Here is a 25493-nt window from a genome sequence, read left to right as displayed (position 1 = left end):
CTTGGCCGTCACAGCCCCGTCATCTCACTGACGGACGGACTAGGACTGATTTGCAGTCGCCGGGAGCGCCTATGACCGAGTTGAAGAGAGCCCGATATGACAGCTCTATCTTGAGCTTTCAGCAGAAAAGAGGACAGGAATCTTCAGCCTTTTTCCTGCCTTTTCTTCAACCCGATATGCGCCTGCTCGATGTTGGTTGTGGGCCAGGAAATATTACAGCGACGATCGCGCCGCACGTTAGGTCGGCAGTCGGCATTGACATCCAGCCTCGATCGATCGCCGCGGCAAATCATCTTGTCGAGGAGACCGGCAACCTGTCGTTCGCTGTAGCTGACATGACGGCCCTGCCGTTCGCCGAGGGGGAGTTTGACGCCGTCTTCTTCCACGCCGTCCTCTATCATCAGGATGCACCGACGCTGACCAGAACGCTGGCAGAGGCGAGACGGGTGCTGCGGCCAGGAGGCTTGGTCGCCACGAGGGACGCTGATGCCGGGGGCAATATACTGCATCCGGATCTGGCAGGGCTCAGGACCTCGCTCGACCTTTGGCAGAGATGGTATGAACATGATGAGCCTGATGCTCTCCACTTTGGCCGGCGGCAAGGAGCAATCCTGCGGTCGCACGGTTTCGTGCCGCTCTGGACGGGAGCGAGTTACGTCAATCATAGCGCTGACGACCTGACCCGCAGAGAAGCGGTCAGGGATGCCAAGCAGAGCCTGAGTTCTCTCGGCCCGAAGCTGATCGGCAGGGGGCTCGCAACGGAAGCCGAGCTCGATGAGGCCCGATCATCTTGGGATGCCTGGGCAGGCGAACTCGACGCCGTCTATTTGCGATGCCGGTGCGAGTGCGTTGCCCGAAAGCCGAAATCTTGATGTCCGCGGCGGATCAGCCGGCGACCTTGGCTGGGTCCGGCGTGAAGGCCACGAAGGTCCGCGATGTGGAGATTCGATGCGTCACGTGTGGATGCCCGCTTTCCATGGCCGGGCAATCAGGCAGCAGGGCGCTTCGTCAGGGCCAGGCCGATGCCGAGCGCGATCATCGCGCCTCCCGACCCCTCCCGCAGGCGGCGGATCAGGCCGGGACGCACTCCGGCGCCTTCCCTGATACCGCTGGCAGCAAAAGCGACCACGATGTCGGCGAGGGTGTTGAGCATAACCGACACGAAGCCGAGCACCACGAACTGCAATGCGACGGGCCCCGTGGTCAGCTCCACGAACTGGGGAATGAAGGCGAGAAAGAAGGCGGCCGTCTTCGGGTTCAGCGCCTCGCTGACGCGCAGCCGCCCACTGCGGGCAACCCACCGCACCTTTCGCGCAGCACGCGCGGGAGAATTCGCCGCCACCGATCCGACGCTGGCGAATCTCATCGGGCGCGCGCCGGCTACACTGCGCGAGGTGCTCGCTCGTTAGCGACCTGCCCGGTGGCTTTGCCTCTTGCCAGGGCCCCGATTGGTGGGAGCCAGACGGCGGTTCTCAATATCGATCCTCGAGCCGTGTCACGTTCTAAAACCGGCGCCATCGGCTTGCGACGAGGACCGTTCGGCAATGCCTTCGACGACGATACGGATGACATGTCTGATCTCGTCGTCGCCAAATGACCCTCTCGAAAGGGCCGTGAGCATTGCCTGCCCATAGATCCCAAGCAGAACCAGCGACATGAAATTGGGGTCCTCATCTTTGCGGACGACGCCCTGCTGTTGGCCGAGCACCAGAAGGTCTCTGACGAGCCGCTGGAAGGACGGGCGATCGGATGGCGGTTCGAGCGACGGTCGTTCGGAGGGGGCGAGCGCCAGTCTCGCGATCGAAGGATTTGCAAGGCACCAGCGCGCGCTGTCGAGAAAGACGAGTTCGAGCAGAGCGAATACGTCTTCGTTTGCCTCCATGCGCGCGCGATAGATTGCATCGCCCGCTTCCGCGCGGGCGATGAGGCGCAGGGCGATTTCCTCTTTCGAGCTGAACAGATTGTAGACCGTCTTGCGGGTCAGCCCCGCGCGCGTCGCGATTTCCTCCACGGAGGTGTTGGCAAACCCCAACTCCCGAAACGCAGCGTCGGCAGCATCGAGGATGAGACTTTGAGACCGCTCCGTTCGCTTCGGGATTGCCATATTTTTACAATAGTGTAAATTTACACATGTGTAAACTGAGGCGGCCCATGGCCGATCTTTGGCGCCAATGGTCGCTGTTCTTAAGGAATTCGGTCCCGAGATATGGATCGCGGACGGTCCGGCCGTCACGGCGGCCGGCGGCTTTCACTATCCCACGCGCATGGCCGTCATCAGATTGTCCGGTGGCGGTCTGTTAATATGGTCGCCGACGCAGTTCTCGGATGATCTTCGCGCGGCGGTCGACGCGTTGGGCGAGGTGCGCTACCTGATCCCGCCCAATTCGCTTCACCACACGTTCCTCGGCGGTTGGCAGCACGCTTACCCCAATGCAGAGGTCTATGCGCCGCCGGGCCTGCGAGATAAGCGCATGGACATCAGGTTCGACGGCGACTTCGACGATGCTCCAATTGCGGATTGGGTGGATGACATCGATCTGGCCGTCATCCGGGGCAACCTTATCACGACCGAGATTGTCTTTTTCCATCGCAGAAGTGGAACGGTGCTTTTCACCGATCTCGTTCAGCATTTTCACCCCGGATGGTTCAGTGGCTGGCGAGCAATTGTGGCCCGGTTGGATCTGATGGTGGCTGCCGAACCATCGGTACCTCGAAAATTTCGCGTCGCCTTTATCGATCGTCGCGCCGCGCGTGCGTCCATCCAGCGTGTTCTGGCATGGCCCGCCGAGAAAGTGCTGATGGCCCACGGAGACCCGGTCGTCGAAGGTGGTCAGGACTTCATACGTCGCTCATTTCGCTGGTTGGCTGGCCCATGACTGCATTCCACCGTTGTGGATATGCTTGCCGCGTGCAACCGTGGAGCCGGCGCACCGATCGGCTGCAGGGCATGAAATGGCTCGGATCATCATACTGGGAAACACGGCGGGCGGAAAATCCACCCTTGGCCGGCAGCTCTCAAGGAAAAGAGGACTGCCGTATTTCGAGATAGACCGCCTTTACTGGCAATCCGATTGGTCGGTCGCGCCGAGGGATGTCTACGAGCAGCAGCACACGGACATAATCGAGCAGGATGCATGGATCGTCGACGGCGGCGGTGATCTCCCTTCCATCCACGCCCGTATCGAGCGCGCAACGGAAATCATTCTGATAGACATGCCGCTTTGGGTTCACTTTTGGCTTGCAGCGGAACGCCAGATGGCCTGGGCGAGCGGGACAATCGAGCATCCTCCAGCGGGCAACCGCGACATGCCGCCGACGGGCAAGCTTTTCGAGATAATCTGGACAGTCGACCGCGAATGGATGCCCCGCCTGAGAGCGCTGTGCGCCGAGCAGGAGGCCATGGGGAAAGTCGTCACTCGGTTGAAATCCATCGATGATCTCAACGCCTATACCCAATCCGGGTAGGGACTGATTCCCTGAAGGTTTTTCGATGCGGGCCGCAGCGAGATGTTTGCCGCTGGCGTTGGCGGCCCGCGTTGGAAAAGCTTCAGGACAGCGGACTGGCGGCTTCCAGTGTCGGCGAAACGAAGAGCGGATTTTCAAACCGCTTGGGCCGAGGTCTCGGATTGGGCTCAAAGGATACGTTGGGCCCCCGCAAATTCTTCAGCCTTCGGTCCTGGCAATATCCCGCTGGCCGGCAAAGCGGGCGACCTGCTCTCGGATGGCTATTTCTGTTGGCAGGCGTTCCATCGAACTGGCGCCATAGAAGCCGTGGCACATGGCCGTGCGGGCCAGCACATAGCTGGCATCTTCGGGCATGGCGATGGGGCCGCCATGGCACAGCACTATGATTTCGGGGTTGACGCTGCGGGCTGCCGCGGCCCAGGCATCTATGTCGGCGATGCATTGGTCGAGCGTCTTCGCGGTCTGCGCCCCGATGGCGCCGCCGGTGGTCAGGCCCAGATGGCAGACGACGATATCGGCGCCTGCCCTGGCCATCTTGGTGGCATCGTCGGTGCTGAAGACATAGGGCGTGGTCAGCATGCCCTTGGCCGCGGCACGTGCGATCAGCGCGACTTCAAGATCGTAGCTCATGCCGGTTTCTTCGAGATTTGCGCGGAATACCCCGTCGATCAGTCCGACCGTGGGAAAGTTCTGTACACCTGCAAAGCCGAGCGCGGTGAGTTTGTCGAGAAACTGGTCGGGCAGCATGAAGGGATCGGTGCCGTTGACGCCGGCCAGGACCGGGGTACTGCGGACCACGGGCAGCACTTCATGAGCCATTTCGACGACGATCTCATTGGCGTTGCCATAGGCCAGGAGCCCGGCCAGCGAACCGCGGCCGGCCATGCGGTAGCGGCCCGAATTGTAGATGACGATGAGGTCGATGCCGCCGGCCTCCTCGGCCATTGCGGAGAGGCCGGTGCCGGCGCCGCCGCCGACAATGGGTCGGCCGGCCGCGATCTTGGCGCGGAGGCGGGCGAGGATTTCGGTCTTGGTCGGGCGGGTCATGAGAGGCTTATCCATTGGCGATCTGGCGGAAATTGTCGGCAAGGGCCGCAGCGAACAGCGGATCGTTGATATGAAGGTCGAGTTCAACCAGCCGGCGGTTGGGGGCCTCGATCCAGCCCGTTCGGATGGCATCGAAGAGTGCCGCGTCGGCCTCGGGATCATGGAACGGCTGTCCCGGCGCGTCGATGGCCGACACACCCTTGAGAGGAATGAGGAAGCGGACCTGCCCCTCCATGCGGTTGAGGCGTGCCACGATGAAAGTGCCGATGGCCCGGTTTTCCTCGGCCGTGGTTCGCATCAGCGTAACCTGCGCATTGTGGACATGGAGCCGCCTCTTGGCAAACCGGGTCGGTACCGTATCGCGCGCGCCGAAATTGACCATGTCCACGGCGCCGACCGATCCGACATAGGGAAGACGGGTGCGGATGGCGGCGCCGAACCGGTCGTCGGTGGCTGGAAAGACGCCGCCGACCAAAAGGTCCGGCACCTCGGTCGTGGTGACATCGATGAGGCCGGCTACCAGGCCGCTGTCGGCAAGTTTTTCCATCGATTGGCCGCCCACGCCGGTGGCATGGAAGACATAGACGTCGTGGCTGGCCTCCATGATCCGGCGCACCGTGGTGACGCAGTCCGTGGTAACGCCGAACATGGTCATGCCAAGGCCGGGCTTGTCGCTCGCGGCGGCGGGCACCGGATGGAGGGCCATGCCCGCGGCGGCATGGGCGGCATTGCCGATCACCTTGCGCGAAATGGCGTTGAGACCGGCCACGTCGACCACCGAATACATCATGGCGAGATCATTGGGGCCGACATAGGGGGCGGTATTGCCGGAGGCGACGGTGGAGACCATCAACTTGGGCAGGCCGATGGGCAATGAGCGCATCGCCTCGGTGACGAGCGCGGTATTGCCGGTGCCGCCCAGGCCGAGCACGGCGCCGATATCGCTGCGGGTGGCGAGGTAGGCGGTGAGGGCACGGGCCATCGCGGAGACCGCCTGGCCGCGATCGGTCAATCCCAGCACCGCTTCGGCTCCCTGGGGATGATGCGCGGCAATCTCAAGCGCCGAAATGTCCGCACCTTCGCTCACGCCCCGCGTGCCCACATCGAGCAGGACCGCGCCGGCGCCTGCCTGGCGCACCGCCTCGACGGCAAAGCGTAACTCGGGACCCTTCGTGTCCATCGTTCCCACCACATAGACCTTCGCCATCTCATCCTCCCATCGGCACGGGGCCGGCTGCCTACCCTCGTAAAAGCATGCAAAACTCTTATCGTGCATTTTCCATCTTGTATACTTCTGAAAATATTGTATGCAATTAGGAACAGACAACGGAACCACCATGAACGCACCCCGCCACCTGACGCTGCGCGAACGCATCTACGAGGAAATCGTGCGGATGATCGTTTCGGGCGAACTGCCGAGCGGCGCGCCGCTCGACGAGAAGGCGCTGACCGAAAAGCTGCAGGTGAGCCGCACCCCGTTCCGGGAGGCATTGGGCACGCTTGCAAAGGAGGGGCTGATCGAGATCAGGCCCTATCGCGGCTTCTACGTGCGCAGTTTTTCGCGCAAGGAGGTCGAGGACCTCTATGAACTGCGCAAGACGCTTGAATGCTTCGCGGTCCGGCTCGCCGTGCCCAATATGAGCGACCGGCATATCCAGGCTTTCGAACGTATTCTCGACGAAGCGGTGGCTGCGCTCGAGGCCGGCGACTTGGCCGTCTATGGTGCGCGCGACAGGGTGTTCCACGAAACCATTGCCGAGCTTTCGGACAATGCGGCGCTGATCGAAACGCTCAACCGGCTGGCGCTCCAGATCCAGATCGGTCGCACCATTGCCAATGAAAGCCGCGATTTCGCCCAGCGTGCCGCGCGGGAACGCGACGAAATACTGGCAGCGTTCCGTGCCCGCGACATCGCTCGCGCAAGTGCCCTGATGGCGGCCCACATTGCCGACGTGCAACGTGCCGTTCTCGAACGCTTCCATAACGAAGAGGCGAAGTAAGCCCGGCCGCCGGACGGCCAGTTGTGAACTGCACCAAGACGCAGTGCCGGCAAACGGCACGCTCAACAGGAGGAAGAAAAATGCAGAGACGAACTTTGATGGCGTCTGCCCTTGCGGCACTCGCCGCCGCCGTCACGCTCGGAGCCGCCACCGCCGCCCGGGCGCAGACCCTGGTCATGTGGGGTCCCGAACAGATCACCGAGCCGCTGGTCGCCGAACTCTGGAATGGCATCAAGTCCGATTTCGAGGCGGCCAATCCGGGCGTTACGGTCGAGTTCATGCCGCCAACCGGCAACATCTCGAACGGCGCCGTACAGGCGGCGATCCAGTCCAATGCCGGCCCGGACGTGATGCTGACCAATTCGGGCATTGCGCGCGTCACCACGGTGGTCGACGCGGCCTTGGTGGCGCCATTGACTGCCGCCTACACCGAGCGCGGCTGGGACAAGCAGATATATCCCTGGCTTTATAAAGAGCTCAAGTCGCAGCGCGGCGGAGAAATCTATGAAGTGCCCGACGGGCTCGACGCCCTGGGCATCTGGTATCACAAGGACATGTTCGCCGAAAACGGGTGGGCCATTCCGGGCACCTATGCCGACTTCCTGACCCTGATGGGCGAGATCAAGGAAAAGGGCATCAACCCGATAGCCATCGGGCCGCGTACGGCCGGAAGCGCCGGGCATCTGTTCGGCAATGTACTGCAGGCGTCGAGCGGCTCGCCTGTCGTCGGCGAGGCCATTGCCGGCAAGCTGCCCTGGACCGATCCCTCCATAGCGCTGGGTGCGGTGCGGGTGCGCGAACTGGTCGACGCCGGTTTCATCGACAAAGACATGGCGGCACTCGATCTCGATGGCGCAGCTCGCCTTTGGTTCAACAAGCGTGCGGCCATGTTCGTGGCCGGCCCCTGGTTCACTGCCAATGCCCGCAATGCCGGCTATGACCTTGCCAATGCCGGCTTTGCCGCCATGCCCAGCGATATCGGGGTCGCCATGCCCACCGGAGGCGTCGGCTGGAGCTGGATGATCCCGGCCAATTCCAGGCAGCCGGAACTGGCCATGAAATGGATCGACTTCATCCTTTCCGAAGAGGTGATGAAGCGCCGCGCCGAAAATCCGGCCAGCACCATGCTCTATCCCCGCGCCATCAAGGGCTACAATCCGCCCACGCAGATCCTGGCCGAAATCTTCAGCGCGGCGGCCGGCGGCGTCGGCTACAATCCAAGCGTCTATCTGCCGGCGAGCGTGCTCGATACCTACTTCCAGGTCATCCAGGGGCTGATCAGTGCCCAGATCACCGGCGATGAGGGCATGGCCCAGATTCAAGCCAAGATGGCTGAGGCGCATTAGCGCCTCTTCACCAGACGCGCGAAACTGGCTGCCCTATGTCAATGACTTCCTTCCCAACCAGCGCCAAGGACACGGGCGGTCAGCCCGCCCGTGTCACCCGCCGCGGCAGGCCTGGCGGTGCCGCCGGGCAGGATGGCCTGCGCTCGGCCCTGCCGCTGATGCTTCCGGCATTGGCGATCTATGCGGTCTTCACGCTTGCTCCCATCGTCCTGACCCTGTGGCTGAGCTTCACCGACTCGCGCGGGCTCAACACCAGTGCAAACTTCGTCGGCCTCGACAACTACAGTCGCGCCGCCCTCGATCCCATCGTCTGGCAAAGCCTGAGGCACACCTTCCTCTGGCTGTTTTATCACCTCGTTCTGGCCGGCGGGATGGGGTTGGGGCTGGCGCTGGCCATCGGCCGGCTCAGGAAGACGCATGTCTTCTTTCGCACCGCCTTTTTCCTGCCCCATCTGGTTTCGCTGGCCGTGGTAGGGGTGATCTGGGCCAACATATACGATCCGTTCTTTGGCCTGTTGAATACCGGCCTCGACCAGCTAGGTCTGGGCGGCTGGACCCAGGGCTGGCTGTCGGACCCGGCGCTGGTGCTGTTCTCGGTCAATGTCGCCAGTTCGTGGCAGGGCTTCGGGCTCTATATGCTGCTCTTCATTGCGGGGCTGCAGAACATCGATCACTCGCTCTACGAGGCTGCCGATATCGACGGTGCCTCCGCCTTCCAGAAGCTCATCTACGTCACCCTGCCGGGGCTGAGCGAGGTCATGACCTTCGTGGTCTCGCTGGCGCTGATCAACGGCCTCAAGGGCTTCGCCACGGTCTTCGTGATGACCGATGGCGGGCCGTACTATCAGAGCGAACTGATCACCACCTATATCTACCGCCTCGCCTTCTCTGCGCAGGATCATGGCCTTGCCGCGGTGCTCTGCATCCTCCTGTCGGCGCTGGCCATCACCATCACCATTGTCTTCAACCGCTGGCGCGCGAGGCTTGCACGATGAGTGCCCGCAAAGGCGAATGGCCGGTAGTACTGGCTCTGCTGCCCGTCTTCATCATCATCCTTGGGCCGTTCGGGTGGCTCTTGGTGTCGAGCCTCAAGACCGAGGCCGAGATCGGCCAGGCCAATCCCTTCGCACTCCCGGCGCAGTTGATGTGGCGGAACTATGCCGATGCCTGGCAGATTGGCGGCTTCGGCGAGTTGATTGCCAACAGCCTCATGAATTTGGCGGGCGTGGTGATCCTGACGCTTATCACCTGTGCGCCTGCCGGCTATGCCTTGGCCAAGATCCGGTTTCCCGGGCGTGAGTGGATGTTCTACGCAATCATCTTCGGGCTCACCATTCCGATCCAGGCCATCGTCATTCCGCTCTATCAGGTGCTGTTCAACCTGGGTCTGGTCAATTCCCTGGCCGGCATCACCCTGGCGCAGGTCAGCAACGGCATTCCCTTCGGCATCTTCCTGATGCGCAGCTTCTTCATCGGCGTGCCCGATGAACTGGTCGAGGCCGCCAGGATGGATGGTGCCAGCCATTTCCAGATCCTGCTCCAGGTGATGCTGCCGCTCTCCACTCCGGCCCTGCAGGCGCTGGTGATCATCTCGGCGCTCTCGACCTGGAACGATTTCTTCCTGCCGCTGATCGTCCTTATCAGTCCTGAAGTGCAGACCCTGCCCTTGGGGCTGGTGCGCTTCGCCTCGACCTATGCCTCCCAGTTCCGGCTGGTCTTCTCGGGCACGGTAATCACCTTCCTGCCCATCATCCTGCTCTATCTCATCACCCAGAGGCGCTTCACCGAAGGCCTCACCCAAGGCGCATTGAAAGGCTGACCGATGCCGCACCACGTCCCGCGGGAGATACGCTACAATTTCGAGTACCAGCGGCGCCTCAAGGCCTGCTTCATCGGAGCAGGCGGCCATGCCTATCGCAACGTCTATCCCACCTTCCGCTATGCCCCGGTCGATCTGGCAGCGATCTGTGATCTCGATGCCGCGCGGGCCAAAGGCTTTGCGCGGGTCTTCGGCGGCGAGCGGACCTATACCGATCACCACCGGATGCTGGCGGACGAAAAGCCGGAGCTGGTCTTCATCGTCACCAACTATACCGAGGACGGCCATGTGCGAGCCACCGAACTGGCGCGCGACTGCGTGCTGGCCGGCGCCCATGTCTGGATGGAAAAGCCCACCGCGGCCAGCCGCGCGGAGGTCGAGGCGCTCCAGGCGCTGAGCGCGGAGACCGGCAGGAAGATCATGACCGGGCTCAAGAAGACCTTCTTCCCGGCGATCGAAAAGCTCAAGGACATCATCGAATCCTCCAGCTTCGGCCAGCTGTCGGCACTGACGGTGCGCTACCCGCAGAGCCTTCCCAAGCCGGGCGATCGCCGCGACCTCGTCGCCATGCAGAGTTTTCTCGACCACATCTACCACCCCGGTTCGATCATCCATTTCCTTGCCGGTCCGATCGAGCGGGCGACCTTCGAATGGGCCGCCAACACCGGCGGCACGGTGGCGGCTTTGCGCTTCAAGTCCGGCGCCATCGGCTCACTGCATTTCTCGGCGGCGCAGAGCTGGGCGGCTCCGTTCGAACGGGTCGAAGCGATCGGCGAATGGAGCCACGCCATCGTCGAAAACGGCGTCAAGCTCACCCATTATCGGCGGGCCGACCTTCCCACCTACGGACGCGCCTCGAGTTGGATCCAGCCCGAAGAAAGTGCTGCTCTGCTCTACGAGCCCGAATTCTCGCTGGGCCAGCTCTACAACAACAACATGTTCACGCTGGGTTATGTGCCCGAGGTGCTGCATTTCTGCGAAGCGGTGCTGGAGGATCGGCCCTTGGTCAAGGGCACGCTCGAGGACGCCCTCGAAATCATGAAGCTCTTCGATTTCTACAGCCTCACGCCCGAAGGCGTCACCGCAGCGATCTGAGCGCAAGGAGCATTTGAGACAATGAATGCGGATAGTTTCGTGTCCCGGTCCGATGACGGCGAGCGCGTGCCCACCAACTGGGGCGAGCTCAACTGGAAGATCACCGGCGACCGCATGCCTGGTGCCCGGATGACCTTCGGAACCTGCCTCATCCATCCCGGCCAGCGCAATCCACTCCATTCGCACCCGAATTGCGAGGAGTTTCTCTATGTCGTTTCGGGCACCTGCGAGCACCGGCTAGGTGAGGAGACGGTGATGCTGGGCGCGGGAGACATCATTCGCATTCCCCAGGACGTCCGCCATTGGGCCCGCGCGGTGGGTTCGGAGCCGGTTTTCGCGCTCATCCTGTTTTCCACCGGCCAGCGCCGCGCCGTGGATCATGAAGGCGGCGGCGTCGCCTGATACTTCTGGAGCTTGCTATGGCTGCGATCACGCTTGAAGGCGTTCACAAATCCTACGGCAACGTAAAGGTCATCCACGGCGTCGACATCGAGATCGCCGATGGCGAGTTCGTCGTGCTCGTCGGACCCTCGGGGTGCGGCAAGTCCACGCTGCTGCGCATGGTGGCCGGCCTCGAAACGATTACCGATGGCGCGCTCAGGATCGGCGGACGTGTGGTCAATGACCTGGCGCCCAAGGATCGCGATATCGCCATGGTGTTCCAGAGCTATGCGCTCTACCCGCACATGACCGTGGCCCAGAATATGGGCTTTTCGCTCAAGCTGCGCGGTGTGGCCAAGGCCGAGATCGACCGACAGGTGCAGCGGGCGGCCCATATCCTGGCGCTTGAACCCTATCTGGACCGACGTCCTCGCGAATTGTCGGGAGGACAGCGGCAGCGTGTCGCCATGGGACGCGCCATCGTGCGCGATCCGCACGTGTTCTTGTTCGATGAACCGCTTAGCAATCTCGATGCCAAGCTGCGCGTGCAGATGCGCGCCGAGATCAAGGCGCTGCACCAGCAGCTCAAGATCACCACGGTCTACGTCACGCACGACCAGACCGAGGCGATGACCATGGCCGACCGGATCGTGGTGATGCAGGGCGGGCATGTCGAGCAGTCCGGCGCGCCGCTCGATCTTTACGACCGCCCAGACAATGTCTTCGTCGCTGGCTTTCTCGGCTCGCCGGCCATGAACTTCATCCCCGGCGCCCTGATAGCCGGCGACCGGCCCGGGCTGCGCCTCGAAGATGGTTCGGCGCTCGAGGTGCGGTCATTTCCGGCCGATCTGGCCGGCAAGGACGTCCTCTTCGGTATTCGCCCGGAGGACATTCGGATTGTTGCCGACGATGGCATCGAGGCAACTGTCGGACTCGTCGAGCCAACGGGCGCCGAAACCCATGTGACGGCGCGGACCTGCGGACAGGACGTAACACTGATTCTCAAAGACCGCGCGGAAGTTGCGCCGGGACAGAAGATCCGGCTTTCCTTCATCTCCGCCCGCAGCCACTTCTTCGACGCCGGGAACGGACGCCGGTTGCCCCCTGAACTGGCTGTTTCGCGACAGAACGGGATGCGCAGCGAGGCGTTTCGCCATGTCGCCCATCGCCGAGCGTGATCTTACCGGCAATGGTGCGTGAGGTGATGTCCGATTCGCTTTCGAGGTTTTCGCTGGAGGGAAAGTCGCGCGCCGATGCAGTTGTCTGATAGACGTGCCGCTCAACGCCTATGCCCAATCCGGGCAATGACCGATTCCCCTTAGGCTCGGCTGCTTTCCGGAAGGCAACACCCCAACAGGGCACGACTGCCCAGCCCGCCCCGCCGATTGCCGCGCAATCAGGCAGCAGGCCGCTTCGCCAGAGCGAGGCCGATCCCGAGCGCGATCATCGCGCCTCCCGACCCCTCCCGCAGGCGGCGGATCAGGCCGGGACGCGCTCCCGCGCCTTCCCTGATGCCGCTGGCAGCAAAAGCGACCACGATGTCGGCGAGGGTGTTGAGCGTGACCGACACGAAGCCAAGCACCACGAACTGCAAAGCGATGGCCCCGGCGGTCGGCTCCAAGAATTGCGGGATGAAGGCGAGAAAGAAGGCGGCCGTCTTCGGGTTCAGCGCCTCGACTAGCACCCCTTCGCGAAACGCCCGGCGGGCCCCGACTGGAGGCGCCGCCGCGCCACCATCCAGAACGGTCGCTGCCTCGCGACGGGCAGACTGGAAGGTGCGAAGGCCGAGCCAGACGAGGTAGGCTGCCCCGACCAGCTTCAGCGCCGTGAACAGTTCCGCGCTCGCCAGCACGATGGCGGAAACACCCAGGCTTCCGGCCAGGACGTGAACCATGCCCCCAAGACCCGTGCCGAAGCTGGAGGCGATGCCTTCCGTACGTCCGCCGGCGAGCGTGCGCGCGGCGACATAGAATATGCCGGGACCGGGCGTGACGGCGAGCAGCAAGGCCGCGGCGAAGTACAGGGCGAATTGTGTCAAATCGGGCATGTGGGACCGGAAAGGTTATGATTGCTGAACAGGCGGGCGGGTCTTCACGAGGGGATGAGAGAGGCGACCTCGCGGTCGGATGCCCGCTCGCTCACCGCGAGGCCCGAGGCTACGCCGGCGCGGTCGGCAGCGTTCCGGTTCTGGCTCATCTTGCGCTTGCCCTCGAGCCGCGTGACCGGCATTCGCAGGCCGACGATTCCGCGCAGTTGCGCCTGAATGAAATCCGGCGGCGCGTCCGACACCGCCCAGGGCGAGGCGCGCCCGCCCTCGTGGAGATCGGTCAGGCGGGTCACGGCTTCCAGCAGCCTGCCGGCATCGTCGAAGAACTCGACCGGGCCGTAAGCGTGGACCGCGACGTAGTTCCAGGTCGGCACGACCTTCCCGGTTTCCCGCTTGGTCGCATACCACGCCGGCGTCACATAAGCTTCCGGCCCCGCGAAGATCGCCAGACCATCGCCCAGCGGCGGAAGATGAGCCTGGGGATTGGCCTTCGCGAGATGGCCATAGATCACGCCGTGCTCGCCCTCGCTCTCGTCGAGGTAAAGCGGCAGCGGTGTGGCCAACGGCCCGTCTTTCGTGGCGGTGACGAAGTTCGCCAGCCGGGCCGCGCGGATCGTTGCCCTGAGGCTCTCCTTGTCGTCGTCGCGGAAGGCCGGCGGCGTATACATCGCGAAACTCCTTGCGTTGCACGGGAAGATGCCGAAAATCTGGCTTGCTGAGAATATCCAGTTTTGAAGGTTGATTGTGGTCCAGTTGGAGAAGGATGGCGTCGCTCGCCGGATCATCGCAGCGATCAAGGAGCAGATACACAGCGGCGCCTTCCAAGCCGGCGACCGTCTGCCGTCGACACGGGCATTTGCAGCCGAATGGGGCGCATCCCGGACAACCGTGACGGCGGCTTACAGCCAGCTTGTTGCCGAAGGCTACCTGACCATCCGGCCCGGCGCGCGTGCGACCGTAGCCCCCGGGCTGGGAACTGTGACGGTGCCGATGCCCTGCAGAGGTGCTGCGCCCCGGCATCTCTCCGCATTCGCGCAACGCCTGCTTGCTTTGCCCTCGCCGGCGGAAGCGCCGGCGGCGCGCGTTGCAGATTTTCGCTATGGCGAGTTGTCCGGGGCGGACTTTCCGGTATTGGCCTGGCGGCGGGCACTGAACAAAGCGGTCCTCCGGCGCACTGCGCGGCTGCGCTACGGCGATCCTCAGGGAGTTGCCACCCTCCGTGCCGCGCTTCAGTCCTATCTCTGGCGAGCCCGGGGTATCGCTTGCACGGCGGACCAGATCGTGATCGTGAATGGCTCGCAGCAAGGGCTGGACCTCTGCGCGCGGCTGCTGCTCGACCCCGGCGATCCTTTTGTGATCGAAAACCCGGGCTACCACCTGGCTCGCCAGGCCTTCGCGGCGGTGGGAGGGCTTGCGGTGCCCGTTCCGGTCGACGCCGACGGCCTCAGGACGGACGCGCTGCCCCTGGCCCGTCTGGCCTATGTGACGCCCTCGCACCAGTTCCCGCTTGGCGGCGTGCTCTCGGCGAGGCGGCGGCGCGCTCTCCTCGCCTGGGCCGCACATACCGGTGCCTACATTATCGAGGACGACTATGATGGCGAATATCGTCACGACATCGCCCCCATACCGCCTCTGCAGACATTCGATCCGGAGGCGGTGATCTACGCCGGCACCGTGTCCAAGACACTCTCGCCGACGCTGCGGCTCGGCTATCTCGTTGTCCCCGCCAGGTTGAGTCCGGTATTCGCCGAGGCAAAACGGCTGACGGATCGGCACACCCCGTTGGCGGAACAGGACGCCCTTGCCGAACTGCTTGCGAGCGGCGCCTATGAGCGTCACGTCCGCAGCATCCGCAGAAAGAACGCCGAACGACGGGCGGTGCTGCTCCAGGCTCTGGCGGAAGATCTGGGCCCGGCGGTCACCATCGCGGGAGCCGGCACGGGACTGCATTTCGTGGCCTGGATCAACGGCGTCGCTGCCGAGCGCGAGCCTGCGGTCATCGAGGCGGCAAGGGCGGTCGGGGTCGGCCTCTATCCCGTCTCACCTCTCTATGACCCAACCGAGCCCAGGCCGGCAATGGCCGGATTCATCCTGGGTTACGCCGGGCTCGACGCGGACGCGCTGCGACGTGGCGTTGCGGCGCTGGCGTCCGTGCTGGCCGAGCACTCCTGATCGACGGCGCCCGGACGCTCACCTGCTTCGGGCTTCTGCTGGACGTTCCATCCCTGGCGTAGACACGGTTCTCATGGCTCGTTGGCGACCCGATGCGGACCGTCATGGAGGCATGCTCGCAGGCGTATCAGCGCTTGCGAACGAATTCCGTGCGCAAGACAAGGCCCTTGATCCCTTCGTGGCGACAGTCGATCTCCTGGTCATTATCCGTAAGGCGGATCGACTTGATGACCGTACCCTGCTTCAGGGTCTGGCTGGTCCCCTTCACCTTCAGATCCTTTATGAGCGTGACCGAATCGCCATCGGCGAGGATATTCCCGGCAGCATCGCGAACCACGGCCTGATCGGCATTGGCGGACGCGGCCATCTCGGCAGCCGGACGCCATTCACCGGTCGCTTCGTCGTAGACATATTCATCGTTGTCGTCAGCCACGCCTTGCCTCTGTCAAAAAGAAGGTCTTCACCAAGTAAGCCTCGCCCAGTGCGGGAACAGGCTTCAAGTTCGATCGGCATCGATAGTCCGGCGAACGTGGCCTATACGACCCCATCAGCCTGTGCAATATCCATGGCAAGGGGGCACCTGCAAGCTGGCCGCTGAGCGCCGGAAGGCGAAAGTCGCGATGGGCCCTCGAAACGTCGACCTGCTGCTCCCTCCCGGCAGCGCTGGAGAAATCCCACACGGGTTGGTGGGCTATGGCGCAGACGAAGTTCCCATCGCTATCCCGCACGGCCCGCCATCGCGGTTAAGCGGTTCCGACAAAGGACGTTGCCGACGGCGGGACTGCGGTTTCCTGTCGTATGTTTCGCTGACCGATACGAGCAACCGGCGCATTCCGGACGCGCAACGGCTCAAGTCTCACCATTGCCGACATTGCTGTCGCATGCACCTTGCGAGTCTCGCCGGCATACTCGTAGTTTGAAGTCGCGTGGGGATGTTCGTGACCGATATGGTGCCGTAGTACGAACGCTGCCTTTCACAATGACAAAGGATCCCATCATGTCGGAAGAGCTTAAGGAAGGTCTTGATCGCCGCGATTTCATGATCGCGTCTATTGCCACGGTCGGCGCGTCTGCTGTCCTTGCCGGCAACACTGGTTCCGCGATTGCCCAGGACACGGCGGCAGGTACAGCGGGGGGGACCGTCTATACAGGCGACGTGATCGACGGGAAGAAGGTCGTCAGAACGCTCGACGTCAACGACCTGGCGCCCGGACAGAAGCACCTTTTGTACTTTCAGGGCGTGCAGATGCCGACCGGACAGCATTGGCATGTGTCCGTGACGGTCGCCAGGGGGGCAAATCCGGGCAAGCGCGGCGTCCTGACCAGCGGTGTGCATGGCGACGAGATGAGCTCCATTCACACGGTCCAGACCGTGATGAACCAGCTCGATCCGGCACAGATGTCGGGCACGGTCATGGCGGTCACGGACGTAGCGCGCCCAGCCATCGAAAGCATGCAGCGCAGATGGCCCAATTTTGGTAGGGGCCCGGATCTGGTCGATACGAACCGGGTGTGGCCCGGCAACGAGAACGACATCACCGCCCCCAGCCGGCACGCCGGGCTGCTGTTCAACCGGCTGCTGCGGCCAAACGCCGACTTCGCGATCGACTTCCACACCGGAACAACCGGGTTCGAGGTCGCAGCATTCAATATTGCCGAGATGGACATACCTGAGATCAAGGCGATGGCGGAACTCTATCCCGTCGGCCAGATCTTCGACAACCCTACATATCCCAACGTCCTCCACAACGCGTTTGTCGCCGCGGGCATCCCGTCCTTTTGCCCGGAGATCGGGGCTGCCCGCCACCTGGACCTCGAGATGATCTCGCTCTTCGTGGAAGGCACGATGAACGTCCTCAAGCATCACGGCATCGTGGCCGGGCCGATGGGGCGTACCGGCAAGGACGTGAGCGTCTTTGTCGGCAATAGTGCGTTTCCCATCCTGGCCACCGCGGGTGGGCTCGTCGAGCATCTGGTCAAGCTCAACGACAAGGTCGAGGCCGGACAGAAGGTGGCCATCCAGCGCAACAGCTTCGGCGAAGTTGTTGCGGAGTATACAAGCGGCGTGGCCGGAGAGATAACGGGTCAGCGCAGCGATGCAATGTCCGAGCCTGGTAACCCCTTGGTATTCATTCTTTTCAACAAGGCGACGCAGGAAGGCGTTGAAACCTATCCCGAGTAGGTCATCTGCGCGAGCGACATTCACGCAACACCCTGTAGAGGGGCACCATAAGCCGCGCGACGGGGATCGCGGCTTTCTTGTGCCGGGGGGCGCCTGCTTGCACGGGGGCGCATATCGATCTCGCGTCTCTGCGCCTCTATCTGGACCTCCTGCCGGACGGCCGCGGTTCCGAGAACGTCCATCCAGCACTGAGGGAACGCGCCAGCACCGGTTCTGGCAGCGGAGATTTCAATCCGCTGCCAGAAGCATTTCAACCAGTGGTCTGCTTAATTTGCCGGAGATCTGTAGGAGGATGCGATTTTGTTCGCCTTCTCTTGGGCCGCTTTGAATTCCGCGCCCGTGTATGCTCGCACGGTCTTGACATTCGATACTGCCCCCGATGCGCCGACGACGAGTAGCGCGGGGATCAGATCGGCACCGTCGGCGAATTCAGCGACTACCATCCAGTCGGTTTCGCCGGTCGTGATGTAGAAAGAATGCTGTTTCCCGCCCGCTGCTTCCATGATTGCACGGGCCGCCTCTTCTCGGTCCGAGGGATTGTCAATCATCCCCTTTGCTGCCGTGGCTGAATAACACCCAGTGATTATGAACAGTGGCATGTTGCATTCTCCCACAATGCTGTGGGCAGGTCGGGTGATCTGCCGAACACACAATATCCTAAATTTCTGGCGGCAAGAATTTGTCTGTTGGGTCTACATCAAAGGTCGCAGCAAGCTCGCCGTGCGGCGACTGAGGCCGTTGCCCGGAAGTGTCGGCGAAATCGAGGTTGATGTCGCGGCGAGCGAGGCACGAGAGCGCGGGGGGAGGGAAGTTCCCGGCACAATATACGGGGCGCTAGGGGACCCGCGTCAACGCCTATCTTCAGAGTAATCCGATGGTGAATGAGCAGCACCGGTGCAACTTGGCGCAGGTGTCGACGCCAGGATCAAATCGCGGCGCGAGGAAGGCGGAAGCCTCGGGCGAGTTGTGCCAGGAGCGGGCATTCCGTGCAGGCGGCTGCTTTTGCTCATTGAGGAAGCCGCCGCCCGGCGCACTCTAGACTTAGACTAGCGCCAGTACCGCCGCCCCGACCAGCAGCGCGCCGTACGTTCCCAACATGCCGCTTGCCCGTATCGGCGTCACGCCAGTCAGCATGCCGGCAACGTGAAGCGCCCGGCCGAGAACCAGCAGGATGGCGATGGTGTATAGCCAGGCGGCGGGTACTCCTCGAAATTCGCACAGCGCGAGGACGATGAGCGCGAGTGGAACATATTCGATGAAGTTGCCCTGCGCCCGGATGCGGCGCAAGAGGGTCGGGTCGCTGCCCATGCCGATCCTGGTGTCGACCTTCATCCGCTGCAGGCTGACCGGGATGCTCAGTGCGACCAGCGCCACGCTGGCCAGTGCGGCGACGGTTCCCGTGATCGGCAACATGGACCCCTCCCTCCGTTCGGATGGAACAAAGCCATCCGATCCATTTTGAACTTGCAAATTGCAAGTTAGCCCTTTATCTTGCAAATTGCAAGTTCAAAGGAATGCCGTCATGACGTCCTATCGTTCAGGTTGCCCGATCGCATCGGCACTGGACCTTGTCGGGGATCGATGGTCGCTGGTGATACTGCGCTCCATGGTGATGGGCGCGACGAGCTATTCCGAACTGCTGTCTGAGCAGGAGCGGATTGCCACGAACATACTCGCCGGTCGTCTCCGGCAACTGGAACAGGCCGGTCTCATCGTGCGGACTCGTACGCGGCAGGGAACCGTCTCGGGAGCCTATGCCCTCACCGAAAAGGGCGCAGCGCTCATCCCCACGCTGCAGGCGCTCGCACGGTGGGGCGAGACCTATATCCCTGATCGCTGGACGCCGCCGGATCGGTTCTATGCCGCGCGACCGGAAGACTTTCGTTCGCCTGCACCGGCGCCTTGAGGACTGCCGGCCGACTTTCTTCGACCGGCGTCGCCACATCGCGCAATTGGTTCAGTCCCCCTGTCCGGAGACGATGAGGGCGCAGTCGGCCAGCCGATCGAGCTCGTTCAGTTCCGCGGCATGGTGCTGCCCCCATTCGCAGAGCGCGCGCAACACGGGCTCCAGGCTCAATCCAAGCTGCGTGGCCGAATAGTCCACGCGCGGCGGAACCTGACGGAACACCTCGCGATGAACAAGGCCATGTTCCTCCATCTCGCGAAGCTGCTGGACCAGCACCTTCTGGCTGATCTCGGGAATGGCGCGTCGCAATTCCGAGAGACGTTTCGGGCCATCGAACAGATGGTAGAGGACAATGGCTTTCCATCGGCCCGATATCACCCTGGGCGCGCGCTCGGCCGGACGCATCGGAAGCCTTTTGATCGGCTCGGTCATGGTTACCAACTGGTCACTATGGAACGAAAGAGTTCGTAGTCGGAATTTCGTCCATACGGCAAGATAGGTTCATCACCAAATCACGGATGGGTTTCTTTGCCATGAAGGCCATTTTGTTCAGCCGTTTCGACGGCCCCGACGCACTTGAAGTCGTCGACGTGCAAAAACCGCTTCCGGGCCGTGGCGAAGTGCTTGTCCGGGTCAGGGCTTCCGGCATCAACTTCTTCGAGACATTGATGCTGCGCAACCGCTATGCCGTGACCCCCGACCTGCCGATAATCCCGGGCGTCGAGATTGCGGGTGAGATCGAAGCCGTCGGCGACGATGTTCGAACTCCTGAAGTCGGCACGCGCGTCGCCGTCCCGATGTTCGCAGTTGGACGCGGGGCGGGAGGCTATGCCGAATATGTGGCGGTCGAAGCCTCGTCGGCCGTTCCTTTGCCAGATGGTCTCTCCTTCGAGGATGCCGTCGCCTTGTTGGTCCAGGGGCTGACCGCCCTCCATCTGATCCGCCGCAGCAACCCGACAGGCAAGACCGTCCTCGTCAATGCCGCGGCCGGCGGCGTCGGTTCCCTGGTCGTGCAACTCGCGGCCGGGGCGGGTGCGACGCGCGTGATTGCGGCTGCAAGCTCGGCCGAAAAGCTCGAACTGGCCCGTTCGCTCGGCGCGCATGTCGGGGTCGACTACACCCATCCCGACTGGGCCGACCAGGTCAGGGAGATCAACGGAGGCGGCGTGGATATCGTCTACGAGATGATCGGCGGCGCGCACACCAAGGCCAGCCTCGCCGCCTTGGCGCCTCGTGGCGAACTGGCGTTTGGGGCCTTGGGCAGGTTCGATCTTGCGCCGGCCGATCTGGAGGCGATGTTCTCCGCAAATCAGTCCATAAAAGGGTTCGCGCTCCTCCCATTGCTGGACGTGAACAATCTGAAGGCGGATCTCGCCGGCCTGTTCCGGAGGGCTGCGGATGGAACTTTGACGCAGCTGCCGGCAAGCCCCTTTCCGCTGGAGCGGGCGTCTGAGGCGCATCGCGCAATGGAGAGCCGTCGGAGCACCGGCAAGCTCGTGCTGATACCTTAGGCGGCTCCCGCTCCCTGGCCTGATCGGCCGCGCTTGCGGGGTGCGTTGAGTGCGATCGCGGCGCGGACGAGTGCCTTCAGCGCCTCTTCATCGATCGTCTCGCCCTCGCGGAAGTCGATGGCGCGTCTGACGTTGCCGTCAAGGCTCGAATTGAACAGGCCGGCAGGGTCGTCGAGCGACGCGCCCTTGGCGAAGGTCACCTTTACGACGTTCTTGTACGTCTCGCCGGTGCAGATCATGCCGTCGCGATACCACACGGGAACCCCGCGCCATTTCCACTCTTCGACCACGCCGGGGTCGGCCTGCCTGATCAGGGAGCGTATCCTGGAGAGCGTTTCGCCCCGCCAGTCGCCGAGCTCCTTGATCCTGTCGTCGATAAGCTGCGATGGAGATTTTTCCGCCTGAGCGCTGCTCTTCGCCATCTGTCGATCTTCCTGTTTGCCTGTTTCTGCGCGAGCATAACCCCGGGTCGCGGGGAGGCTCCCTCGATCAGGGAACCCAGCCGGGCAGTTCCGAAGCCTGCCTGACCCAGCTTGCGACGAGTTCCTCGTCAAGCGGCTCGCCCTCGTGGACATGGAAATAGCGTGTGTTCTTGTCCTTGGACTCGACGGGTGGGAGAGGATCCAGCGATGACCCGCTGAAGAACGTCACCTTGATGTATTTCGTGAAGCAGTGGAAGCTCAGGAACCAGCCCCGGCCCTCGATGCCGTAGAATGGCGAATTCCACTTGACCGCCTTGCGCACCTCGGGGACGGTGCGCGCGATCAGCTGGTCGAGATGTCGCCCGGCATCGCTTTTCCAGCCAGGCATGGCGTCGATATAGGCCTGCACGGGCGCGTCGCCGTCGGCCTTCGCGATCTGCGGGTTGCCGCCAGAAAGGAGCTTCGGCTTCGTTGCGGCAGGCTTGGCCCTTTTCCCGGCCTGTCCGGATTTGCCTGCCGTCGTGCCTTTCATCGCAGTCATTCCTGTACGGTGCCGTATCGTGCGCCGCGCCATTTGCCGGCGTAGGGCAGCACGAACATGTAGAGGCCCGTGAACAGCAACAGGAAAAGCGGCAACAGGGGCGAATAGACCACCCAGGCGGGCGGCTCTCCCAACCCCATCGCGACGAAGTTGGCGATTACGGTCGCCGTGAAGATGACAGACAGCCAGCGATGTAGCTGGCGAACCCACTTGCTCCAGTCCATGGAAGCTCTCCTGTGAATTGATCGCGTTCCGGCGCGGGTTGTCAGTCCAGCTGCGCCAACACCTCTTCCAGCTTGTCGAAGAGCTGCGGCCAGCCGGCCTTGGCGCCGCCGTAGTAGCGTGGCTGATCCTGCCGGAAGCCCGATTGCTCCATGCGCAGCCGTGTGCCCTTGTCCGTATCGGTGAGCGTCCAGGTGACCACACTTTTGAGATCGTGGTCGCCCCACGTGTAGGAGAGCGTCTTGTGCGGCTCTACTTCGAGCACCTCGCACTCGACCGAGCCCCACTCCGCGCGGAGACCGAACCGATGGCCGACGACCGGCTCGAAGTCGTTCTTCATGAGCCACTCGCCGATCAGGTGCGGCTGGGTGAGGGCGCGCCAGATCTTCTGAGGCGGAAACGCGATTTCCCGTTCGATGATGATCGAGCGCGTGTTCGATTGGTCGTTCATTGGTCCATCCTGTGCAGCAAATCTTCGAGGTCGTCGAACCGCTTCTCCCAGAAGCCGCTCATCTCGCTTGTCCAGTCGGCCAGCGGCGCGAGTGCGCCGGGCTGTGGCGAATAATGCGTCTGCCGGCCCTCGTGGCGATCGCGCACCAGACCGGCCAGCTTCAGCACGCCGAGATGCTTCGACACGGCCGGCTGCGAGACCCCGGCCCGGGCCGTCAGCGCCGCCACGGTCTGCTCCCCGTCGCGGCAGAGACGCTCGAAGATGGCGCGCCGCGTCGGATCGGCGAGTGTCTTGAAGAGCACGTCATGATTGCTCGGCATCGAAACGTATAACCCGTTGGCTATTGATTGGACCGATAACTGATGAGTTATGCGTTTGTCAACCGGGTCCGTCGCGGCGACCCGATGATAGGGATGGCGAGCCGGCCTGGAAGGGCGATGCCTGATCCGCGGGCTATTCAGAGGGCATTGGCAATGTCCCGCGGGAGGCGTCCCACCATTCCCTCATAGGCGGTGTTGGTGAGCAGCACGGCGACCCGTGCGCGCTGATGGTCGACGCACCACCAGTGCCCGTAGACGCCACCCCATGAAACGGTTCCCTGCGACAGGGTGGAAGCGGCCGCTTCCGGATCGATGAGCACCGCGCCCGTCCAGCAAAAGCCCCAGCCCGGTCCCTGCGTCATGGCCTCGCCGCCGACGCGGATCTGTCGGGCCGCCTCGCGGGAGACGGCCGAAAGGAAGGAGCCGCCGCGATAGGCTTCCAGAAGACTGAGCACGTCTTGCGCGGTGCCCGCCATGCCAGCTCCACCGGAAGGGAACGCGGCATGACGTCCGATGCGCCCGGGGTCGAAACGCACCGCCGAGCCGAGATAGGCCGGCAGCGGAACGTCGGTCACGCCTTCCATCCGCACGGGCGAGCCTTCTCCGTCGTGGTAGGGCGTCGCCAGCCCAGCCGGCGAAGCGTGGAAAGACGCGGTCAGGCCGAGCGGTCGGGTGACGAGATCGACAACGGCCTCCGCAAGGGGTTTGGCCGTTGCCGCTTCGACGACGGCGCCGAGTACGTCGGTCGCGACCGAATAACGCCACCCGCCTCCGGGAGCGCCACTCAGTGGGGCCGAGGCAATGCGGGCGAGGTTCTCGACAAGTGAAATATCGGCTTCGTCGAGCCCGTCCGATATGCCGGCTTTTGCATAGGCGCCGTCGGTCGCCTGCTGGAAGCGGTAGTCGAGCCCAGCCGTGTGGGACATCAATTGACCAACACTGATCTCTGCAGCCGAGCCGTCGGCGGTTCGGGGGGCGAAGCCCGGGAGCCACTTTCCGACCGGATCGTCCGCGCCGAGGAGCCCCGCCTCCACCAGCTTCAGCGCGGCCAGGGTCGTGAATGGTTTGGTTACGGAGGCGTAGCGGAAGGGCGTGTCGATGCGCATCGGGCGTCCGGCCTCGCGGTCGGCCAGTCCGGCTGCCCGTGCGAAGACGATACGGCCGTGTTCCGCGACGAGCAGCACGCATCCGACGATGCGTTGATCCGCGAGCGCGCTGTCGATGGCGTTGTCGAGCGCGTCGATCATGGCGCCGGCGGGCCGACCCTCCGGCTCGGTGCCACGCGAGATGGCCGGAGGAACTGTGGTGAGAGACATAGTTGGGATCTCCATTGGTGACGTCAGGAGAAATAGGCTCGACAACCATCCGGAAAAACGGGCAGATTCATGGAAGGATCGTGAAGGTATTCTTAATGATGGAATCCACTGTTCTGAGCGCTTTGCCCGTCTTCCGCGCCGTTGCGGAGGCCGGTGGATTTACTGCCGCGTCCGGCCGGCTCGGCATCTCCGTCTCGGCGGTTTCCCAGGCGATCCGGCAACTCGAGCTGCGGCTGGGCATACGCCTCTTCGATCGCACGAGCCGCAGCGTCCGTTTGACCGAGCGGGGCCGCGAACTGTTCGAGGCGATCGAGGGGCCGATCGGGCTTCTCTCGGGCGCCGTGGAGGCGGTGAAGGAGACCGATGGCGAGCCGTCCGGCCATCTCAGGATCACTCTGTCGCGACTGGCGGCGGAAATCTGCGTCCTGCCGACGCTGGCGGATTTCGTCACGCGCTATCCGGCGATCCGCCTGGAACTGTCGACGGATGACCGCCTGACCGACATCGTGAGCAAGGGATTCGATGCCGGCATCCGCTTCAGGGGCGCGTTGGCGTTGGACATGATCTCCGTTCCAATCGGTCCGCCCCTGCGTCGCTCGATGCTCGCCAGCCCGGACTATCTGGCGCGTGCCGGCACGCCGCGGACGCCGGAGGAATTGAGCCGTCACCGCGTAATCCGATACCGTTATCCGGGAAGCGGAAGACTGGAACCGCTCATCTTTCGCCGCGGCGAGGAGATCGTCCAGTTCGATCCGCCAGGAGTGCTCATCCTCGACGACAACGCGCATTTCTCGCTGGCCTCGCATGCGGGCCTTGGGCTGGCTCAGCGTTTTCGGGTTACCGAGGAAGATGCCCTCAGGACAGGAGAACTGGTGAGCATACTCGACGCCTATGAGCCGGAGCAGCAGCAACTCCACATCTACTTCCCGTCCCGCGACCTGCAGCCCGCGAAGCTGCGGGCATTCATCGATTGGTTCCGGGTCGGCGGGATCGGAGCAATTTCAGCAAGGACGCGCAGCGGCCTTGCGTCCGGAACTGTCTGAAGACGGCGACATCCATGTCGCCCATGAAGGGCTCGCCAGCGGACGCACACAGATGTGCTCCTGCGGCATCTTTACGGGTGATCTTGGCAAGGCTCTTGAGCGGCGCGACGAAGGCTATCAGCTCGTGGTGCTCGCCTCCGACGTCGACATCATGCGCGACGCCTTCACCGGGGCCACGCGGGCTTTCGCGCAAAGCTCCCGGTGACG

At 63.2% G+C, this 25493-nt stretch carries 32 protein-coding genes; 16 read left to right on the top strand and 16 right to left on the bottom strand.

Annotated features, from left to right (window positions below; translation table 11 throughout):
* Nucleotides 1-71: 71 nt before the first annotated feature.
* Complete coding sequence (locus tag JN280_RS32105; RefSeq protein WP_202308238.1) at nt 72-872, top strand: class I SAM-dependent methyltransferase; 801 nt, start codon at nt 72-74, stop codon at nt 870-872.
* Between the two features lie 116 nt (nt 873-988).
* On the opposite strand, the gene JN280_RS32100 is transcribed toward JN280_RS32105, so the two are convergent.
* The gene (locus tag JN280_RS32100) at nt 989-1366 is read right to left on the bottom strand and encodes a LysE family translocator (RefSeq protein WP_244742378.1); all 378 of its coding nucleotides are present in this window, start codon (nt 1364-1366) and stop codon (nt 989-991) included.
* A gap of 129 nt (nt 1367-1495) precedes the next feature.
* Nucleotides 1496-2104 (bottom strand): TetR/AcrR family transcriptional regulator, encoded by a 609-nt coding sequence (locus tag JN280_RS32095; protein WP_202308237.1) that lies wholly within the window; start codon nt 2102-2104, stop codon nt 1496-1498.
* Between the two features lie 67 nt (nt 2105-2171).
* Between JN280_RS32095 and JN280_RS32090 the strand changes: the two genes are divergently transcribed.
* Complete coding sequence (locus tag JN280_RS32090; RefSeq protein WP_202308236.1) at nt 2172-2876, top strand: DUF4336 domain-containing protein; 705 nt, start codon at nt 2172-2174, stop codon at nt 2874-2876.
* A 76-nt stretch (nt 2877-2952) separates the two neighbouring features.
* Nucleotides 2953-3465 carry an adenylate kinase gene (locus JN280_RS32085; protein ID WP_202308235.1) on the top strand — a complete coding sequence of 171 codons (513 nt, stop codon included), beginning with the start codon at nt 2953-2955 and terminating at the stop codon, nt 3463-3465.
* Between the two features lie 198 nt (nt 3466-3663).
* Here JN280_RS32085 and JN280_RS32080 read toward each other — a convergent pair whose 3' ends face one another.
* Nucleotides 3664-4512: a phosphoenolpyruvate hydrolase family protein gene (locus tag JN280_RS32080; RefSeq protein WP_202308234.1), complete on the bottom strand. Its 849-nt coding sequence runs from the start codon at nt 4510-4512 to the stop codon at nt 3664-3666.
* A 7-nt stretch (nt 4513-4519) separates the two neighbouring features.
* Nucleotides 4520-5719, bottom strand: a complete 1200-nt coding sequence (locus tag JN280_RS32075; protein ID WP_202308233.1) for a Tm-1-like ATP-binding domain-containing protein — start codon at nt 5717-5719, stop codon at nt 4520-4522.
* 130 nt (nt 5720-5849) lie between these two features.
* On the opposite strand from JN280_RS32075, the gene JN280_RS32070 reads away from it, so the two are divergent.
* The 7 genes from JN280_RS32070 (at nt 5850) to JN280_RS32040 (ending at nt 12331) form a co-directional block, all read left to right on the top strand.
* Nucleotides 5850-6512, top strand: coding sequence for a GntR family transcriptional regulator (locus tag JN280_RS32070; protein ID WP_202308231.1), 663 nt, complete (start codon nt 5850-5852; stop codon nt 6510-6512).
* Nucleotides 6513-6592: 80 nt separating this feature from the next.
* A complete protein-coding gene (locus JN280_RS32065; protein ID WP_244742373.1) occupies nt 6593-7858 on the top strand; it encodes an ABC transporter substrate-binding protein in 1266 nt (421 codons plus the stop codon).
* A gap of 41 nt (nt 7859-7899) precedes the next feature.
* Nucleotides 7900-8853 carry a carbohydrate ABC transporter permease gene (locus JN280_RS32060; RefSeq protein ID WP_202308229.1) on the top strand — a complete coding sequence of 318 codons (954 nt, stop codon included), beginning with the start codon at nt 7900-7902 and terminating at the stop codon, nt 8851-8853.
* Nucleotides 8850-9677, top strand: a complete 828-nt coding sequence (locus JN280_RS32055) for a carbohydrate ABC transporter permease (RefSeq protein WP_202308227.1) — start codon at nt 8850-8852, stop codon at nt 9675-9677. The genes JN280_RS32060 and JN280_RS32055 overlap by 4 nt, the downstream gene beginning before the upstream one ends.
* Before the next feature lie 3 nt (nt 9678-9680).
* Entirely contained in the window at nt 9681-10772 is a 1092-nt protein-coding gene (locus JN280_RS32050; protein WP_202308225.1) for a Gfo/Idh/MocA family protein, read from the top strand.
* Nucleotides 10773-10811: 39 nt separating this feature from the next.
* Nucleotides 10812-11174: a cupin domain-containing protein gene (locus JN280_RS32045; RefSeq protein ID WP_244742368.1), complete on the top strand. Its 363-nt coding sequence runs from the start codon at nt 10812-10814 to the stop codon at nt 11172-11174.
* A 17-nt stretch (nt 11175-11191) separates the two neighbouring features.
* Nucleotides 11192-12331 carry an ABC transporter ATP-binding protein gene (locus tag JN280_RS32040; protein ID WP_202308223.1) on the top strand — a complete coding sequence of 380 codons (1140 nt, stop codon included), beginning with the start codon at nt 11192-11194 and terminating at the stop codon, nt 12329-12331.
* Between the two features lie 218 nt (nt 12332-12549).
* On the opposite strand, the gene JN280_RS32035 is transcribed toward JN280_RS32040, so the two are convergent.
* Both JN280_RS32035 and JN280_RS32030 read right to left on the bottom strand, forming a co-directional pair.
* Nucleotides 12550-13200 (bottom strand): LysE family translocator, encoded by a 651-nt coding sequence (locus JN280_RS32035; protein ID WP_202308222.1) that lies wholly within the window; start codon nt 13198-13200, stop codon nt 12550-12552.
* Between the two features lie 44 nt (nt 13201-13244).
* Complete coding sequence (locus JN280_RS32030) at nt 13245-13868, bottom strand: FMN-binding negative transcriptional regulator (protein WP_202308221.1); 624 nt, start codon at nt 13866-13868, stop codon at nt 13245-13247.
* 85 nt (nt 13869-13953) lie between these two features.
* Here JN280_RS32030 and pdxR point away from each other — a divergent pair, with 85 nt between their 5' ends.
* A complete protein-coding gene (gene pdxR, locus JN280_RS32025; protein WP_446720857.1) occupies nt 13954-15372 on the top strand; it encodes a MocR-like pyridoxine biosynthesis transcription factor PdxR in 1419 nt (472 codons plus the stop codon).
* Nucleotides 15373-15499: 127 nt separating this feature from the next.
* Here pdxR and JN280_RS32020 read toward each other — a convergent pair whose 3' ends face one another.
* On the bottom strand, nt 15500-15805 hold the full coding sequence (locus JN280_RS32020) for a zinc ribbon domain-containing protein YjdM (RefSeq protein ID WP_202308219.1): 306 nt from the start codon (nt 15803-15805) through the stop codon (nt 15500-15502).
* A gap of 564 nt (nt 15806-16369) precedes the next feature.
* Here JN280_RS32020 and JN280_RS32015 point away from each other — a divergent pair.
* Nucleotides 16370-17554: a M14 family metallopeptidase gene (locus JN280_RS32015; RefSeq protein ID WP_202308218.1), complete on the top strand. Its 1185-nt coding sequence runs from the start codon at nt 16370-16372 to the stop codon at nt 17552-17554.
* 266 nt (nt 17555-17820) lie between these two features.
* Here the strand turns inward: JN280_RS32015 and JN280_RS32010 are convergent, their stop codons facing one another.
* Both JN280_RS32010 and JN280_RS32005 read right to left on the bottom strand, forming a co-directional pair.
* Nucleotides 17821-18153, bottom strand: coding sequence for a GYD domain-containing protein (locus JN280_RS32010; RefSeq protein ID WP_202308217.1), 333 nt, complete (start codon nt 18151-18153; stop codon nt 17821-17823).
* 442 nt (nt 18154-18595) lie between these two features.
* Nucleotides 18596-18967, bottom strand: coding sequence for an MAPEG family protein (locus tag JN280_RS32005; RefSeq protein WP_202308215.1), 372 nt, complete (start codon nt 18965-18967; stop codon nt 18596-18598).
* Nucleotides 18968-19076: 109 nt separating this feature from the next.
* Between JN280_RS32005 and JN280_RS32000 the strand changes: the two genes are divergently transcribed.
* Nucleotides 19077-19460, top strand: a complete 384-nt coding sequence (locus JN280_RS32000; RefSeq protein ID WP_202308214.1) for a winged helix-turn-helix transcriptional regulator — start codon at nt 19077-19079, stop codon at nt 19458-19460.
* Nucleotides 19461-19511: 51 nt separating this feature from the next.
* Here JN280_RS32000 and JN280_RS31995 read toward each other — a convergent pair whose 3' ends face one another.
* Nucleotides 19512-19892, bottom strand: coding sequence for a winged helix-turn-helix transcriptional regulator (locus JN280_RS31995; RefSeq protein WP_202308213.1), 381 nt, complete (start codon nt 19890-19892; stop codon nt 19512-19514).
* A 101-nt stretch (nt 19893-19993) separates the two neighbouring features.
* On the opposite strand from JN280_RS31995, the gene JN280_RS31990 reads away from it, so the two are divergent.
* Nucleotides 19994-20971, top strand: coding sequence for a quinone oxidoreductase family protein (locus tag JN280_RS31990; RefSeq protein WP_202308212.1), 978 nt, complete (start codon nt 19994-19996; stop codon nt 20969-20971).
* Here the strand turns inward: JN280_RS31990 and JN280_RS31985 are convergent.
* The 6 genes from JN280_RS31985 to JN280_RS31960 all read right to left on the bottom strand — a co-directional run bounded on the left by JN280_RS31985 (nt 20968) and on the right by JN280_RS31960 (nt 24243).
* Nucleotides 20968-21393, bottom strand: a complete 426-nt coding sequence (locus JN280_RS31985) for a DUF1801 domain-containing protein (protein WP_202308211.1) — start codon at nt 21391-21393, stop codon at nt 20968-20970. The genes JN280_RS31990 and JN280_RS31985 overlap by 4 nt on opposite strands.
* Before the next feature lie 67 nt (nt 21394-21460).
* The gene (locus tag JN280_RS31980) at nt 21461-21925 is read right to left on the bottom strand and encodes a DUF1801 domain-containing protein (RefSeq protein ID WP_202308210.1); all 465 of its coding nucleotides are present in this window, start codon (nt 21923-21925) and stop codon (nt 21461-21463) included.
* Between the two features lie 5 nt (nt 21926-21930).
* The gene (locus tag JN280_RS31975) at nt 21931-22158 is read right to left on the bottom strand and encodes a hypothetical protein (RefSeq protein WP_202308209.1); all 228 of its coding nucleotides are present in this window, start codon (nt 22156-22158) and stop codon (nt 21931-21933) included.
* Nucleotides 22159-22199: 41 nt separating this feature from the next.
* Nucleotides 22200-22607, bottom strand: a complete 408-nt coding sequence (locus JN280_RS31970; protein WP_202308208.1) for an SRPBCC family protein — start codon at nt 22605-22607, stop codon at nt 22200-22202.
* The gene (locus tag JN280_RS31965; RefSeq protein WP_202308207.1) at nt 22604-22927 is read right to left on the bottom strand and encodes an ArsR/SmtB family transcription factor; all 324 of its coding nucleotides are present in this window, start codon (nt 22925-22927) and stop codon (nt 22604-22606) included. Before JN280_RS31965 ends, JN280_RS31970 begins: the two co-directional genes overlap by 4 nt.
* A gap of 137 nt (nt 22928-23064) precedes the next feature.
* On the bottom strand, nt 23065-24243 hold the full coding sequence (locus JN280_RS31960; RefSeq protein WP_202308205.1) for a serine hydrolase domain-containing protein: 1179 nt from the start codon (nt 24241-24243) through the stop codon (nt 23065-23067).
* A gap of 95 nt (nt 24244-24338) precedes the next feature.
* On the opposite strand from JN280_RS31960, the gene JN280_RS31955 reads away from it, so the two are divergent.
* Both JN280_RS31955 and JN280_RS31950 read left to right on the top strand, forming a co-directional pair.
* On the top strand, nt 24339-25286 hold the full coding sequence (locus JN280_RS31955; RefSeq protein ID WP_202308203.1) for a LysR family transcriptional regulator: 948 nt from the start codon (nt 24339-24341) through the stop codon (nt 25284-25286).
* Entirely contained in the window at nt 25267-25491 is a 225-nt protein-coding gene (locus tag JN280_RS31950; RefSeq protein WP_202308201.1) for a hypothetical protein, read from the top strand. Before JN280_RS31955 ends, JN280_RS31950 begins: the two co-directional genes overlap by 20 nt.
* The last annotated feature ends 2 nt before the right edge of the window (nt 25492-25493 follow it).

The organism is Mesorhizobium sp. L-8-10 (assembly GCF_016756635.1).
In the GTDB taxonomy this organism is placed as follows: domain Bacteria; phylum Pseudomonadota; class Alphaproteobacteria; order Rhizobiales; family Rhizobiaceae.
Note: the sequence above shows the minus strand (reverse complement) of the source record. Positions and strands in the feature narration are given on the sequence as shown.